The 15,551-nt window shown below is 62.6% G+C and carries 14 protein-coding genes; 6 read left to right on the top strand and 8 right to left on the bottom strand.

Annotation, left to right across the window (positions count from 1 at the left end; translation table 11 throughout):
* Positions 1-682: 682 nt before the first annotated feature.
* The 5 genes from trxA to ACR30Z_RS11930 all read right to left on the bottom strand — a co-directional run bounded on the left by trxA (position 683) and on the right by ACR30Z_RS11930 (position 6,535).
* A complete protein-coding gene (gene trxA, locus ACR30Z_RS11910) occupies positions 683-1,009 on the bottom strand; it encodes a thioredoxin (protein WP_014923339.1) in 327 nt (108 codons plus the stop codon).
* Positions 1,010-1,043: 34 nt separating this feature from the next.
* A complete protein-coding gene (trxB, locus tag ACR30Z_RS11915) occupies positions 1,044-2,000 on the bottom strand; it encodes a thioredoxin-disulfide reductase (protein ID WP_144648966.1) in 957 nt (318 codons plus the stop codon).
* A gap of 196 nt (positions 2,001-2,196) precedes the next feature.
* Entirely contained in the window at positions 2,197-3,861 is a 1,665-nt protein-coding gene (locus tag ACR30Z_RS11920; RefSeq protein ID WP_434372729.1) for an ABC transporter substrate-binding protein, read from the bottom strand.
* A gap of 140 nt (positions 3,862-4,001) precedes the next feature.
* The gene (gene murJ, locus ACR30Z_RS11925; protein ID WP_434372730.1) at positions 4,002-6,005 is read right to left on the bottom strand and encodes a murein biosynthesis integral membrane protein MurJ; all 2,004 of its coding nucleotides are present in this window, start codon (positions 6,003-6,005) and stop codon (positions 4,002-4,004) included.
* A gap of 26 nt (positions 6,006-6,031) precedes the next feature.
* Positions 6,032-6,535: an NUDIX hydrolase gene (locus ACR30Z_RS11930; protein ID WP_090822121.1), complete on the bottom strand. Its 504-nt coding sequence runs from the start codon at positions 6,533-6,535 to the stop codon at positions 6,032-6,034.
* A 196-nt stretch (positions 6,536-6,731) separates the two neighbouring features.
* Between ACR30Z_RS11930 and ACR30Z_RS11935 the strand changes: the two genes are divergently transcribed.
* The 5 genes from ACR30Z_RS11935 to ACR30Z_RS11955 all read left to right on the top strand — a co-directional run bounded on the left by ACR30Z_RS11935 (position 6,732) and on the right by ACR30Z_RS11955 (position 12,628).
* Positions 6,732-8,201 (top strand): CCA tRNA nucleotidyltransferase, encoded by a 1,470-nt coding sequence (locus tag ACR30Z_RS11935; RefSeq protein ID WP_144648962.1) that lies wholly within the window; start codon positions 6,732-6,734, stop codon positions 8,199-8,201.
* A complete protein-coding gene (locus ACR30Z_RS11940; protein WP_144648960.1) occupies positions 8,198-8,779 on the top strand; it encodes a histidine phosphatase family protein in 582 nt (193 codons plus the stop codon). The genes ACR30Z_RS11935 and ACR30Z_RS11940 overlap by 4 nt, the downstream gene beginning before the upstream one ends.
* Before the next feature lie 600 nt (positions 8,780-9,379).
* A complete protein-coding gene (locus ACR30Z_RS11945; protein ID WP_167510425.1) occupies positions 9,380-9,520 on the top strand; it encodes a hypothetical protein in 141 nt (46 codons plus the stop codon).
* Positions 9,521-9,678: 158 nt separating this feature from the next.
* Complete coding sequence (locus ACR30Z_RS11950; protein ID WP_434372732.1) at positions 9,679-11,190, top strand: glycosyltransferase family 87 protein; 1,512 nt, start codon at positions 9,679-9,681, stop codon at positions 11,188-11,190.
* Positions 11,183-12,628, top strand: coding sequence for a phytoene desaturase family protein (locus tag ACR30Z_RS11955; protein ID WP_434372733.1), 1,446 nt, complete (start codon positions 11,183-11,185; stop codon positions 12,626-12,628). The genes ACR30Z_RS11950 and ACR30Z_RS11955 overlap by 8 nt, the downstream gene beginning before the upstream one ends.
* Before the next feature lie 6 nt (positions 12,629-12,634).
* On the opposite strand, the gene ACR30Z_RS11960 is transcribed toward ACR30Z_RS11955, so the two are convergent.
* On the bottom strand, positions 12,635-13,240 hold the full coding sequence (locus ACR30Z_RS11960) for an NAD(P)-dependent oxidoreductase (RefSeq protein WP_434372734.1): 606 nt from the start codon (positions 13,238-13,240) through the stop codon (positions 12,635-12,637).
* 97 nt (positions 13,241-13,337) lie between these two features.
* On the opposite strand from ACR30Z_RS11960, the gene ACR30Z_RS11965 reads away from it, so the two are divergent.
* A complete protein-coding gene (locus ACR30Z_RS11965) occupies positions 13,338-13,766 on the top strand; it encodes a winged helix-turn-helix transcriptional regulator (RefSeq protein WP_434372736.1) in 429 nt (142 codons plus the stop codon).
* Here the strand turns inward: ACR30Z_RS11965 and ACR30Z_RS11970 are convergent.
* Together ACR30Z_RS11970 and ACR30Z_RS11975 are read right to left on the bottom strand one after the other, a co-directional pair.
* Positions 13,729-14,430 (bottom strand): ABC transporter ATP-binding protein, encoded by a 702-nt coding sequence (locus ACR30Z_RS11970; RefSeq protein WP_434372738.1) that lies wholly within the window; start codon positions 14,428-14,430, stop codon positions 13,729-13,731. The genes ACR30Z_RS11965 and ACR30Z_RS11970 overlap by 38 nt on opposite strands.
* A 24-nt stretch (positions 14,431-14,454) precedes the next feature.
* Positions 14,455-15,534 carry an ABC transporter permease gene (locus ACR30Z_RS11975; RefSeq protein WP_434372739.1) on the bottom strand — a complete coding sequence of 360 codons (1,080 nt, stop codon included), beginning with the start codon at positions 15,532-15,534 and terminating at the stop codon, positions 14,455-14,457.
* Positions 15,535-15,551 lie beyond the last annotated feature (17 nt).

Genomic DNA, 15,551 nt, shown 5'->3' on the forward strand with positions numbered 1-15,551 from the left:
GCATGGGAAGTCAACAGCTGGTTTCGGACAACCTTGTCCATAGGCCGATGTTCTGTGTGAAACGAGCGGGTGACAGCCAGGAATTCGTCAGAGAACTAGCCCTGCGCCGTGCATCCCTAAGGTGTTTCACGTGAAACACGTAGGCACCGTTAGCGAACCTTTGCGTGTGCACTATCGCCACCAATTGAAAGCCGTATAGCGCGCCCCGTGCTCCTGTTCTATCTGTCGAACAGGTTCTCATGTGAGACGTTAGACGCGGCACGCGAGTAGCCAGGGGGATCTGTAAAGCAAGCCGGGGCGGCCGCGGTAATGGGGGTGGGAGGTGAGAGAGGGACGACGGTAAGGGGGTGGGATGTGAGAGAGGGACGGCGGTAAGGGGGTGGGATGTGAGAGAGGGACGGCGGTAAGGGGGTGGGAGGTGAGAGAGGGACGGCGGTAAGGGGGTGGGAGGTGAGAGAGGGACGACGGTAGTGGGGGTGGGAGGTGAGAGAGGGACGATTCGCCACTACCCCAGGTAAGGCGAAGTGAAACGTAGCAGCAGTACGTCCCACAAACCGGCTCAGAGAACGAAACGTAGAAAAACTACCTGATGACGTTCATTTCACTAAGAAACGACAAAAAAACCGGCGGTTCCCACTCCCTCGGGAGCAGCAACCGCCGGTTTCAGGTGATCAGTGTGGAACTAGGACAGGACGTCCGCGAATTCCTTTTCGAAGAACTGCTTCGGCTTGGCACCGATGACCGTGCTCTTAACTTCTCCCCCGCTGAACAGGTACACGGCCGGGATGGACGTGATGCCGTATTCGGCTGCGATGGCAGGGTTGTCGTCAACGTTGAGTTTCACGACGTCAACCTTCTCGCTGTACTCAACGGAGATCTCGTCGAGGATGGGGCCGAGCTTGCGGCAGGGGCCGCACCATTCTGCCCAGAAGTCCACGATGACCGGCTTTTCTGAAGCCAGGACATCCGTGCTGAAGCTTGCGTCAGTTACGTCTTTTGCGTTGCTCATAACTCTTCCCTTCGTATGGTTGCTTGGATGCAGCTTAGGAGTGCAGGTCTGCGAGGTAGTGCTCAACATCGAGAGCAGCCACACAACCGGAACCCGAGGCCGTGATGGCCTGGCGGTAGGTGGGATCGATGACATCGCCGGCAGCGAAGACACCCTTAATACTGGTACGGGAGCTGCGGCCCTCGACGGCGATGGTTCCCTCGGGGGTCAGATCAACCTTGCCCTTGATGAGATCCGTGCGGGGGTCGTTGCCGATGGCCACGAAAACGCCGGTGACTGCGAGCTCGGACTCAGTGCCATCCACCAGGTTCTTCAGCTTCAGTCCAGTGACCTTATCCTCACCGAGGACGTCCTCAACGGCCGTGTTCCAGACGAAGTTGATCTTCTCGTGTGCCTGGGCGCGGTCACCCATGATCTTGGAAGCCTTCAGGGTATCGCGGCGGTGGATAACAGTTACTGACTTAGCGAACTTGGTCAGGAACAGTGCTTCCTCCATAGCGGAGTCGCCACCACCAATAACGGCGATGTCCTGGTCCTTGAAGAAGAAACCGTCGCAGGTTGCACACCAGCTAACGCCGTGGCCTGACAGGCGCTTTTCATTGGCCAAGCCAAGCTCGCGGTAGGCCGAACCCGTGGACAGGATGATGGCCTTCGCCTGGAAGGTCTCCCCCGTGCCGATGGTGACGGTCTTGATGTCGCCGTCGAGATCCAGTTCGGTGACATCCTCAAACTGGATCTCCGTGCCGAACCGGGCGGCCTGCTTCTCGAAGTTCTCCATCAGGTCCGGGCCCATGATGCCGTCGGGGAAGCCCGGGTAGTTTTCCACGTCCGTGGTGTTCATGAGTTCGCCACCAGCGGTGACGGAACCGGCAATGAGCAGAGGCTTCATGTTGGCGCGGGCGGTGTAAACGGCGGCTGTGTAGCCGGCCGGGCCTGAACCTACGATGATGACGTCACGCACCTGCGATGCGCTGTTTTCTGCAATGCTCACGTGGCGTGAACCTCTTCCTTAGTCGATGCTGCGGCTTTCGGGGCAGCCACCTGACTCAACCCCTGTAATGCCCCAAATATTCCGTTGGAGTTGGGGACCTTAAAAGCCACCAACATTCAGGGTACCGTCTGCGGACACGCCGAATCGAAGTGGGGACCCCGAATGACCGGCAGCCCCAACGGTCACAGAAGGGGTACTACTGGACAGTGACTTCCGCCAGGCGCAGGCCGAAGCCGAAGCGGGTCTTCGGTGCAGCCAGCTTGGGAAGAGCCTTGATGACCACAATGACGTACTGCGTCTGGGTGGGCGCTGCGAGCGGCATGGTCAGCTCCGGGGAGGTGAAGCTGTTGGTGCCCACCAGCTTCGCGCCGTCCATGGCGGGTCGGTCGTTGGTGTAAACGCTGATGCTGCCGCCGGAGCCGCCCAACTGGTTCAGCACAATGGACTTGACCTCGGTCTTCTCCTTGAGCTTGATGACCAGCGGCATATCAACGAAGAGTCCACCCCAGTCTGCCGTGGCGAATTCCATATCCGACCAGTAGCTGGCCGCATTGCCATCGAAGGCCCGTACGAGGTCCTTGTCGTAGGTAGCTGCGAAGGGGAAGTCGCCGAGGCGCGTGATCCCCTCGATTGCGGGCGGTGCCGCGGGCGGCGGAGCCTGGGTTGGCGCGGGCTCTTCGGTTTCCGTGCCGGTGGACTGCGGAGCCGTGGTGTTCTGCGTTGCTGCAGGAGTGTTGCTGGGCAACAGGCTGCCAAGGTTGGTGACGGCGAGGACGAGGCCCACTATAAGGACAGCAGCGAGCAGGCCGCCCACCAGCCAGCGCAAGGAACGGGGCTCCTTTTCGGGAGCTTCGTCCTCGTAGACCTCTTCATCCTGGTAGTCGTCCTGGACAGCGGCCGACGCCGGGAAGCTGGTTGGCGCGCGGTCGTAACCTGCGTCCGGGGTACTGCGGCCAGCAGCAGCGCCGCCTCCCCCAGCAAAGCCGTAGTCCTCTTCGGACCAGAGCGAAACCTTGGGGTCGGCAGGCTCCCGGGCCGGCGCCGGTTGCGAGGTGACTGCTTGCGTCGGCGGTTCGACCGGTGCGGCAGGCGCGGCGGTGGGCTGCGAAGCTACGGCCTGGGTAGGTGGCTGGGCCGGCACTGCAGGCGATGCTCCCCCGGCGGAAGCGGTGGAAGCGGCGGCGCCAGCGCCGGTGGCCGCACCGGCGTCGTGATTCTTGGAACCCGAGTTCTTCAGCGCAGCGGCAGCTGCGAGACCGGCTGCGCCCGCGCCCGCTGCGGCAGCGGCCAACTTACCGGCGATGCCGCTCTTGGACGACGACGGGCTGGCGGAAGGCATGGGCGGCACATGGCCGGGCTGGGAGCCAGCTGCTTCAGGCTCAGCGTCGTCCTCGGACGGGATGGGGTAGCCGTTTTCGTCGTACTGGATGTATTCGGCGTCGTGCTCGTCGTCCTCATACAGCCCGTCGTACGTTTCCGGCTCATATGTGCGCGGCTGGCCAAAGATCTCACTGCCGAGCGTTTCCGTGAAGAACGGCTCAATGTACGGCGGGTTGGTAGCCACCACGAGGTCCAGGAGATCCGGAGCGGTGCTGTGGTTGGTGATGAGGTAGGTGGTGTTGTCGCTGACGCCGAGGTCCAAGATCTGGACGTGTCCGGGGCGCTCCCCGGTTGCCACTTCACGGGCGCTCTGCGCCACCTGTTCGGCGTTCCCAGGTCCGGCCACCAGGATGCTCACGGGACGGTTGAGGACCTGGTCCACGCCGTCGAGCACCTGATCTTGGTCATGCGAGGTCAACACATTGGCCGTGACCTTGTAGCGGCCGCCAAGTACTGATCCGACGTCGATCGGGTGGGACACGTGTTCCTCCTAGGCTGTCCGGGAGCTGCGGGTCCTGCACGCGGCTGGCCCGGCGAGCCGGTTCAACCGCTTTTGCAACTACCTATATTCGTTTCTAGCCTAGCCGATTAGCGTCCGCCGCCCGTGTTGGCGGCACCGGCTCACTTCCGTTTCCGCCCGCTGGGGAAGTATGGATTGCGGCCTGCATCGCCTTGGTAGGTGCGTCGACCCGGCAACGGGACCTGCGGACGGAACTTGCCGCCTTGGGCCGTGCTGGGCACGTCTTCGTCGGGCAGGTAGGTCTTGGGAGCATCAGGGGCAGGCGTCGGGGCGACCCGCCGGGGTTCAACGGCCGGGCCTGCCCTGAAGGAGGCGGCGTCGAACTCACCGGAAATGCGCGGAATCAAGCCGGTATCGTCCGAGACCGTGGCGCGTGCCGCCGTCGCGGGTTCTGCTGCGGCTCCGGCAGGCGCTGGTGCGCCGCGTCCCAAGCGGCCCATCAGCGGGCGGAGGAGGTCGCGAAGTTCAGTGACGTGGAAGACGCGGAGCAGGACCAGATAGGCCAGCAGCATGACAGGCCCGACGACGACTACGGTCACCAGGGCGGCCGGGCGGCTGCTCCACGCGAAACCGTCCGCCCGGTAGCTTCCCAGGAGCCACAGCGCGGCGGCGCCGGCAAGCGCGGAACCCAAACCTGCGTATCCCATGCGGATGTACGAGTTGGCGATCCTCGGCCCGTCAAGGTGACCCAGAAGCCTGCGCAAGAAGACCACACTGATGACCACGGAGAGGATGTTGCCCAGCGTGTAGAGGATGGCGATCGCGTAAATGATCTGGCCGACGGGCAGGAACTGGATGAAGAAGGCGCCCACCACGTAGATCACGGCAAGCCACAACTGGACGTACAGGGGCGTGCGGGCGTCCTCGTTGGCGTAGAACACGCGGGACATCATGAAGTTAGCGCTCAGGAACGGGGTACTAAGGGCCAGGATGGTGAGCGTTTGGGCCAGCATGACGCCGTCCTGCGGCTCCCCTCCGGAGAAGAACATACCCAGTGGTCCGGCCAAGGCGAACAGGGCCAAGGCACCGAAAACCGTGGCAACGGCCATGGTGCGCAGGCCGTGGGACAAGGCATCGCGGAGCTCGGCTTTGTTGCCATCTTGCGAGGCCCGTGTCATCCGGTTAAAGAGGACGGTGGCCAAGGACAAAGCGATGATCGAGTGCGGCAGCAGGTACAGCTGGCTGGCGACTTCCAGGACGGCGTTACCCGGCAGGACGGCTGCGGCAACGTTGTTTCCCGCGTTGCTCAGGCGGAGACGTTCAGCGCCGGGAATCGTGGCGATCCTCATGACGTAGAGGAATGCCAACTGCCCGACGGCGGCAGTCGCCAGCGTCCAGACGCTCAGCTTGGCAGCTTGGCCCAGTCCAACGCCGCGCCAACCGAAGCGGGGACGCAAGCCGAGGCGCAGCCGGAAGACGGGGATCAGCAGGATGGCTGTTTGGGCAATAACACCGAAGGTGGCGAACCCCGCGATCAGGAACGTCTGCGTTGGGCCCCAATTATCTATGGTGTGCGGGTTGTCGATGTTGGCGCCCAGGATCCAGATGAACATGCCCAGGCCGGCGATGGCCACGAGGTTGTTCAGGATGGGCGCCCACATGGCCGGACCGAACGCGCCATGGGCATTCAGGACTTGTGTGAGCAGGGCATAGAGCCCGTAGAAGAAGATCTGGGGAAGGCACCAGAACGCAAAAGTCACAGCCAAGGCTTTTTGTTGCTCGGAATACCCCTGCGTGGTGAGGTCGATGACCAGGGGCGCCGCCAGCGTCACCAGGGCCGTCAGGGCCAACAGCACCAGGACAGCGAGTGTGAGCAGACGGCTGATGTAGTCCGCACCGCGGTCCGGGGCCTTGCTGGCCTTGATGATCTGCGGGACGAGGACGGCATTGAACACGCCGCCCGCCACCAGCAGGAAGATCAGGTTCGGCAGGTTGTTCGCGTTAATGAACGTGTCATTGACCGTGGAACCAAGGCCGAGCGCGGCGCCGAGCATCCACGTTTTGGCGAAGCCTAGGAACCGGGAAACGAGCGTTCCTGCTGCCATGATGGCGCTGGAACGTGCTTCTCCGGATTGAACGGACTCAGTAGTTTTGGCTTCAGACATCGCCTTTATCGTCCCATGTACCCGGGTCAGAGGTGTTCGGGCAGCACTTCCCGTGCCAGATCAGCGATGCGGCGTTCGTTCGGGAAGGACAGCTTGCGGGCGAGTTCCTGGATGGGAACCCAGGCAGCGTCCACGGCTTCCTGGTCGGGATCGTTCTCGATGGTCAGCTCGCCACCTGTGGCCTGGAGCAGGAAATGGTGCACGGTCTTGTGGACTCGGTGGCCGCTGACGGTGAACCAGTAGTCGATGCTCCCCAAAGGAGCCAGGATGCTGCCTTCGATGCCGGTTTCCTCGGCGATCTCGCGGACTGCAGCTTCCTCGTTGTTCTCGCGGCCTTCCGGGTGGCCCTTAGGCAGGCACCACTCAAGCCGGCCACCCCTATTAAGGCGGGCGATAATAGCAACCCGGAGTTCGCCGTCGGACGTGTCTACTACAACGCCACCCGCCGACACTTCCTCCACAGTAGGAAGGGAGGCCTGCACCGGGTGCTGCGGGGCAGGGGCGACGTGCGCGCCGATTGCCGACGGCAACGGTGCGTTTGTCCTCCTGCCAGGAGCGCTCGGGATCGGGTTGGCCATGAGGTCCACTCTAACGACTCTTGCCCCGGAGTGATGACCGGGACATGGCCACAAGATGGACTCCAAGAGACGGTCCACGGATGCATGCCTGATATTGCATGGAACAGTGGCCCACTGCCGAGTAAAAATCTGCCAAGCTTAAGGGACTATGGCGCACGTACTGGACAGCTCTTCTGTTAACTTCACCATCGATCCGGTGGTGCTCGACCTCGGGCAGCGCTTTGTCGATGCCGGCTTCGAGCTGTCCCTGGTGGGCGGGCCCGTGCGCGACCTCTTCCTCGGCAGGACCTCCCCGGACCTCGACTTCACCACTGACGCCACGCCGGACCAGACCATTTCCGTCATCAAGAAGTGGGCGGACAATTTCTGGGAAATCGGACGCGCCTTCGGCACCATCGGGATGAAGAAGAGCGGCTTCCAGATTGAAATCACCACCTACCGCGCCGAAGCGTACGACCCCGATTCACGCAAGCCAGTAGTGGCGTTCGGCAACTCCCTGACCGACGACCTTCTCCGCCGCGACTTCACCATCAACGCCATGGCGTTGCGGTTGCCGAGCTTGGAACTGGTGGACCCCTTCGGCGGCGTCCGCGACCTCCATGCCTCCGAGCTCGCAACGCCCGGCGCTCCTGAAGCCTCCTTCTCGGACGATCCGCTGCGGATGATGCGCGCGGCCCGCTTCGCATCTCAGCTCGGCGTGTCGGTTCACGACGACGTCCGGCTCGCCATGTCCCAGATGGCCGACCGGATCAAGATCATTTCCGCCGAGCGTGTCCGCGAAGAGTTGGTCAAGCTCATCAACGGAGCGCACCCCCGCGTGGGCATTGATCTCCTGGTGGACACCGGCCTGGCTGAGTTCGTGCTCCCGGAGGTCTCCGCACTGCGCCTGGAAGCAGACGAGCACCACCGGCACAAGGACGTGTACCAGCACTCGCTGCAGGTTCTGGAACAGGCCGCCGCGCTTGAAACTGGTCCTGACGGTCCGGTGCCCGGCCCCGATTTCGTGCTGCGGTTCGCTGCCTTGATGCACGACGTCGGCAAGCCGGCTACGCGCCGCTTTGAACCGGGCGGTGCGGTGAGCTTCCGCCACCATGACGTTGTGGGCTCGAAACTGACGGCGAAGCGGATGAAGGCGCTGCGGTTCGACAACGAGTCGATCAAAGCCGTCTCCCGCTTGGTTGAACTGCACATGCGCTTCTACGGCTACGGCGACGCTGGCTGGAGCGACTCAGCGGTCCGCCGCTACGTGACCGACGCCGGTCCCCTGCTGGAGCGCCTTCACCGCCTGACCCGCTCTGACGTCACCACGCGTAACCAGCGCAAGGCCGACCGCTTGTCCTTCGCCTACGATGACCTTGAGCATCGCATCGCGGCGCTCTTGGAGCAGGAATCGTTGGCTGCAGTCCGGCCAGACCTTGATGGAGCGCAAATCATGGCCCTCCTGGGACTGAAACCAGGGCCTGTGGTTGGCAAGGCCTACAAGTTCCTTCTCGAAGAACGCATGGAACACGGACCACTGTCCCCGGACGAAGCCGAGCAGAAGCTCCTGGCATGGTGGGAAGCGCAACCCGAGTCCGCCGTCGTCGAGCCTTTGACCGAAACTGAGGAGCCATCATGACCGCTGCGACTTCCCCGCGTCCACAACTCTGGATCCTGCGCCACGGTGAGACGGAATGGTCCAAGAGTGGCCAGTACACGGGCCTGACGGATCTCCCGCTCACTGTTGAGGGTGAGCAGCAGGCAGTTGAAGCACGCAAGGTGCTGGAAAGTATCGACTTCGACCTGGTGCTGACTTCACCGCTGCGTCGCGCCCGACGCACCGCCGAGTTGGCAGGCTATCCGGAAGCCGTGCATGAACCGCTGGCTGTCGAATGGAACTATGGCGACTACGAAGGCATCAGCTCGGACCTCATCCGCAAGGACAACCCGGACTATCTGATCTGGACCGACGGCGTGCCGAACGGTGAGACGCTGGACGAAGTAGCTGCCCGGGCTGACAAGATCATTGGGCGTGTCCTGGAATCCGGGATGGATAACGTTCTGGTGGTTGCCCACGGACATTTCTCCCGAATCCTCACGGCGCGTTGGCTCGAAATGGACGCCCGCGAAGGCCGGCACTTCATTCTGGGAACCGCAAAGGTGTGCACGCTTGGTTGGGATAAGCGGACGCCCGCAATTGTCCGATGGGGCCTCTAAACCATTAATTTAGAAAAACTTTTGGCAAATTAGCGAATTGCGCTGGTCAAACTCCGTGTTCATGGGGTAGCTTATATCTTGTTCCCAGAGCGACCCGCCGGGAACCAGGCGCGCATTCACCGGTTAGTCAGTCGGGACAATGCCACAGCAGGCTGTTACAGCCAGAAAAGGAGGTTGGGAAAAATGATTACTTTGACTAGCGGACGGAAGTTGACCGTCACTGCTACCCCGGCCTCTGCTGATGATCGACGCCGTTTTTGCTCTCTGACCCACTCCTGATTCACCGGACCGGCCTGATGCCGGCGGTGTTCATGGCCACCACCCTGCGTGGTTGGCGTTCTGAGTAGTCAGTTGTAGGCGCGGACCCACGCAGCATGCCGCGGGTGCGCAGTTTCCCCAAAGTTCGGAACCAGCTTCTTGTTGGGTCGACTGCAGGAAGCACGCGCTATTGCACGACGAATCCCTGTTGATTCGGTCCGCTTTATCCCCTCATTAACCTCGGCTATTTATGCCCTTTTAGGCTTTGATTTCTCATGGAATCAATTGGCTCTAATTGTCATGCCTAAATATCGGAGATTTCTCCACGAAAGGAGGTGAACCATGCCAAAACGCCCCGAAGACATGCGCTTCTACAAGAGCAGCGATGCTCCCAAGGACCGCACCCTGTTCAACGGCCAGCTGCTCGACCAGCGCCGCGAAGACGTCTACGTTGTCCTGCACCAGATGGGACTCATCCGCTGAATCCCTTCAGCCATTCCGAAGGAGTTTCAGATGCCAGACATTCATGCTGAACCTCAAGGAGCCCACGCGGCTACGCGTGGGCTCCCCCCTTTTAACGGGGACTCCGACCGGGGACTTCCACTGGGCCGTGGGTCACGGCATGACGGTAAGCTCGATCCATGCAGGAGACGAAGCCGCACCAGCAGCGAAAACGTGCCCGCTTTGTGGTTCCCAGCCGCAGCGATCCCCTGCTTCGCAACTTCACGGAGCTGGTGGGTGGGCCCATGGGCAAATACTCGTCTCCGGGAAAAATCTCTCCAGGGCCATTCACAGTTGAACGCGTCCTTATCATCCTGACCGTGTTCGCCGCGTTGCTGGCGGTCCTCGCGAAGGACTACTGCCGTGTCAACGGCTGGCAGACTCCCGATCAGTTCTACGCCACCTGCTACTCCGACTTCCCTGAGCTCTTCAAAAACCGGGGACTGGGCGATGGCATCTTCCCCTTCTTCACGCAGGGCAGCCTGTTCGAGTACCCCGTGCTCATGGGGGTCATTGCAGGTTTCACAGCATTGCTGGTTCCAGGGCAAGGTGTGGGGAACGAGCGCGTTCTGGCCTACTTTGACATCAATGCCACCATGATTGTGGCCATATGGATAGTCACCGTCCTTCTCACGGCACGGATCAACAAACGACGCCCTTGGGATGCTGCCATGGTGGCCGTAGCCCCGGGCATGATTCTGGCCGGCTTCATCAACTGGGACATGTGGGCCGTGGGGCTGCTGGCCCTGGGCATGTACTTCTTCTCCCGGGACAAACTGGTACTGGCGGGTGTGTTCATCGGCCTTGGAACGGCCACCAAGCTGTATCCCGTCCTGATACTCGGCGCCATACTGCTATTGGCCCTGCGGACTGGCAAGCTGCGGACGTTCTTTGTCACCACCGGCGCTGCCCTGGCGTCTTGGCTTGCCGTTAATCTACCCATCGCCGTGATCAACCCCTCCGAATGGCGCTACTTCTTTGAGTTCTCGCAAGAGCGCCCGGCCGGGTACAGCTCACCGTGGTTCGCTTACAACCTGGTGGCCGACCGAGTCCAGTGGACGCAGCTGGACGCGGGAACCATCAACTCCCTGGCGCTGTCCCTGTTCATTCTGGCGTGCGTTCTCATAGGTGCACTGTCCCTGTGTGCACCACACCGGCCGCGCCTGGCCCAGCTGGCTTTCTTGATCGTGGCTGCCTTCATCCTCACCAACAAGGTCTACTCGCCCCAATTCGTCATCTGGCTCATCCCGCTTCTGGCCCTGGCAAGGCCCCGGTGGCGGGACTTCTTGATCTGGCAGGCCGCAGAAGGGCTGCATTGGGCAGCCATCTGGATGTACCTCGGCCAAGCGACCAGCGGCGGCTCCGTTCAGCACAACATCGACATGTCCTACTACGTCCTGGCTGTCGCACTTCATATGGCAGCAACCGCGTACCTGATGGCACGCGTGATCATGGATATCTGGGATCCTGCCCAGGATCCGTTGCGAGCGTACGGGCAAGACGATCCCCACGGCGGACCTTTTGATGGTGCGCGGGACTGGTTGCGGTTCGATGTCTTCCGCCCTTCGCGCTCTGCGCTGCCGTGGCGGACCCAAGCTGCCCTTCCCGCATCCACAGCAGCCCACAAAACGGAGGTGAAGAGCGATGGCTGATGTCGCCGTCGTCGGTGCCGGTCCCAACGGCCTTGCCGCTGCGGTGGTGATGGCCCGTGCCGGGCTCGATGTCCATCTGTACGAGGCCGCAGCCACCATTGGTGGCGGAACTCGGACCACGGAATTGATTGAACCCGGCTATTTCCACGATGTGTGCTCTGCGGTGCATCCCATGGCGTTGGCGTCGCCGTTCTTCAAGTCCTTCGAACTTTCGCAGCGCGTGGATCTGCGGGTTCCAGAGATCCAGCACGGCACTCCCTTGGACAAGGGCGGGGCAGCGCTGGCCTACCAGTCGTTGGAACGGACATCGGCGGAGCTGGGCGTTGACGGCCCGGCCTATCGCAGGTTGATGGCGCCCCTCTTGGCGCATGTTGAGGGCGTGGTGGATTTTACGTCCAACCAGTTGTTGCGCGTCCCCCGGGATCCGCAGGCAGCCCTCAGGTTTGGGCTTGCCACCTTGGACCAGGGAACGCCGTTCTGGGGACGCCGCTTCCGTGAAGAGGCTGCCCCCGCACTGCTGACCGGTGTCATGGCACATGCCGTCTCTGCCTTGCCATCGCTCAGTGCCACCGGCGCTGGCCTCTTGCTGGGGGTCCTGGCTCACGCTGGGGGTTGGGTGGTCCCCATGGGCGGCTCGGCCGCCATTGCCAAGGCCATGGCCGATGACCTCCTCGCCCATGGAGGCACTATCCATACGGGTGAGCGGGTGGACTCGCTGGACCAGGTCCGGCCGGCGAAGGCCATTCTGTTGGATGTGGCACCGCCGACACTGGCACGACTGGGTGGCGGGGAAATTCCAGACCGTTACCGGCGGGCACTGGAAACATTCCGATTTGGGAATGCTGCCTGCAAAGTGGACTACATCCTTTCCGGACCCGTCCCTTGGTCCGCCCCGGGATTGGCGAAGGCGGGAACCGTCCATGTCGGTGGTTCGCGGGCAGCCATAGCAGAAGCCGAGAACCTGGTGGCGATGGGCAAGCACCCCAAGGACCCCTATGTCCTGGTGTCACAGCCATCGCTGGTTGACCCATCGCGGGCACCCGCGGGCCGGAACATCCTGTGGACGTATTGCCACGTGCCCGCCGGCTCCGACGTGGACATGGCCGAGGCGGTGACCGCACGCATTGAGCAGTATGCCCCGGGCTTCCGTGATGTTGTGGTCGCTTCCAAAACCACGACGCCGGCGGACCTGGCGGCGTACAACGAGAACTATGTGGGTGGAGACTTCAGCGCGGGCTTGGTGGATATGCGCGGTCTCCTCCAGCGCCCCGTGGTGTCGAATGCGCCCTGGCGGACCCCCATGCCCGGTGTCTACCTGTGTTCATCCTCGACGCCACCGGGTCCGGGGGTTACGGGAATGCCCGGATACCACGCGGCGAAATATGCCCTTAAGGACATATTCCAGGCGCAGGTACCCGGGCTCGGAGTGGGGCTGTAGGAGGCCCTAGTTGGCAGCGGTGAAACGTGCGCGGCGGTGGGCCGGGGTTTCAATCTCGTCCAGCATGGCTACGGCGTAGTCCTGTGAGGAGATGCTGTTGCCGGCAGGTGAATCCTTGGCCACGGTGTATTCGCCGGTGCGCTCACCAGGCTGAATGACGGGCGCGGGAGCAAGGACGGTCCAGTCGATGGTCTCCGGAGTCTGCTTCACAGCTTCGAATGCCTTGGCTGCCGTGGTGGCTTCAGCCTTGTAGGCCTCGGGGAAGTCCGGGGAATCGAGGAGGCGGACACCGTCAATTTCCAGGGTGCCGGCGCCGCCAACAATCATCAGGCGGGTGCCCTCGGAGTTGCTGTACGCGGTAGCCATGGCGTCAAGCCATTCCGCATGGTCGCCGCCGGTGCGGCTGGGACCCGTTGCCAACACAACGACGTCGTGCTCCTTTGCAATGGACGCGAACGTCTGGCCGTCGGCCTGGTCTGCGGCCCGGGCGGAAGCGCCGGGGACTTCTGCGCCCTTACGGGAGATAGCCGTGACTTGGTGGCCGCGAGTGATGGATTCGTTGACGATCTGGCTTCCGACCATGCCCGTTGCGCCGTAAACTGCGATTTTCATTGCTCTCCTTGGGGTTGGTATCCTTGCAATAAGTCAAAGGTATCCAATAGATACTGATAGCTTCAAAGGAACCTAGTTACCTCAGGGATACTGAACTATGAACACCCAAGACCTCCCCGCGAACATCCTGGACCCAAAGTGCCCATCACGGGTGATCTTCCAGCGCATCGGCGATAAGTGGGCATCGCTGGTGATCCAGGTTCTGGGCGAAGGACCCGTCCGCTTCTCGGAGCTGCGGAAGATGGTGAGCGTTGTGACGCCCAAGGTGCTGACCCAGACGCTGCGAGCCCTTGAGCGGGACGGGCTGATCACGCGGACCGTCCACGCCCAGGTACCACCGCGCGTGGACTACGAGCTGACGGCGATGGGCGAGTCCCTGTTGCAACCATTGTCATTGCTCCGCGAATGGGCCGAGAGCCATGTCCCCACCATCCTGGAAGCCCGCGATGCTTACGACGACGCCCAGGACGAAGCTCTCCTCGGCTCCCCTAGCTGGGCTGGGCGGACGGGACTGCCGCGCGGCTGATCCGGCCATCCCGCATGGTCGCGACCGCGTCGGTGAGGGGCAGGAATTCCGTGTCGTGGGTGACCATGACCGTGGCCGTCCGGAACTCATCGGTGACGCGGCGCAAGAGACGGACAATCGAATCGCTCCGTTCGTGATCGAGAGCCGCCGTGGGCTCGTCCACCAGGAGCACCGTGGGACTCCCCATCAAGGCCCGTGCGATGTTCACCCGTTGGCGCTGCCCGCCGGACAGCTGGTGTGGCCGTTTGTGCAAAGCACCGGACAGACCCACCACATCCAGAAGTTCCCCCGCTTTGAGGCGGGCGTCCTTCAGGGGATTGCCGCGCAGATGCTCACGGATCAGCAACTGCTCGACGGCGGTCAGTGCCGGGAGCAGGTTGGGTTGTTGGAAGATGATGCCCACTTTGTCCCGGCGGAGTTCTGTGCGCTCGGCATCCTTAAGGGCGGAGACATCCTGCCCATCGATCACCACCAGCCCGGCAGTGGGTTTGACCAGCGTGGCCGCGACGGCGAGCAAAGAGGATTTGCCGGAGCCGGAGGGTCCCACCAGGGAGAGGAACTCACCCCTGCGGACGGCCAGGTCCACGGAGTCCAAGGCCTTGAGCGTGGAACCGCCATCGGGATATTCGAGGGAGATGTTGACGAGTGTAAGTGCGGAGGTCACGGTGTATGCCTTTCGAAGTATGTTTTAGTTGCCGCCGAGGGCCAGCAGCGGATCAACCGTTGTGACTTTTCGGACTGCCAGGACGGCACCACCCAGGCCCAGGAGGATGATCCCCGCCACCGGCAGCAGCGTTGTGAGGGGAGTGACCAGGAAGGGCGCCGCTTGGGCGGCGAGAACTCCTCCGCCCAAGCCAATGGCACCGCCAACGGCCGCTCCGGCCAGCAATACCAGGGCAGCTTGGGCCAATGCATCCCGCAGAACGTAGCCCGAAGAGGCGCCCAGGGCTTTGAGCACAGCGATGTCCCGCGTGCGCTGCACGGTCCACACCGTCAGGAAGGCCACAATGACCAGGGCGGAGATGCCGTAAAGGAATGCCTGCATGAGCATGAGTGACCCGTTCTCGCTTTTGTAGGAGGCCAACGCTTGGAAGGAGCCCACGGGATCCGTGCTGACCGTGCCGGCCATCGCGTTGGCGGCGTGGAGGTCCAAGGAGGTTCCGGCGTCGTGCGTTATGGCGATGACGGTGGCGGTCCCGGGCGAGGCGTGGGCGATGGAGCGCCAAGTATCGAGCGTCGTCCAGACCACGCCCGTGTGCGAGTACCACTGGTCCTCCACAACGGCCGCGACCGTCAGGTCCGTCCCGCCCATCCGGATACGGTTGCCGGCCTCCAGCGAAAGGTCCTTGGCCAGCGTTTCACCGATCACCACGGTCCCATCCTGCACAGCGGATGGGGCCACGGACCCGCCAAAAACAGCGACATTCGCCGTGCCACTCGGAGTATCGCCCGCTCCCAAGGACTGGAAGCGTGTTTGGCTGATCCCGAGCGCCTGGGCTGACGTGACGCCGGGCTGTTCCCGCCACGACTCCACCTGGGCCGCGGAAACCTCCGACTCCGTATAGGAGAGCTTCGGTTCACCGCCCGCCGGTGCGCCGAAGACAATCTGCTGGGTGGGCAGGGCAGCAATAGCCGACGTCGACTGGTTGCCCAGGCCCGCCGTCAGGCCGGAGAGCATGACCAGCAGCAAAGTGATCAGGGCGACGACGCTGCCCATGAGCGCGAAGCGGCCCTTGGCGAAGCGGATGTCGCGGATGGCGAGAAACATCGGATTCCTTCGGTTGG

The organism is Paenarthrobacter sp. FR1 (assembly GCF_051106045.1).
Lineage (GTDB): Bacteria > Actinomycetota > Actinomycetes > Actinomycetales > Micrococcaceae > Arthrobacter > Arthrobacter nitroguajacolicus_A.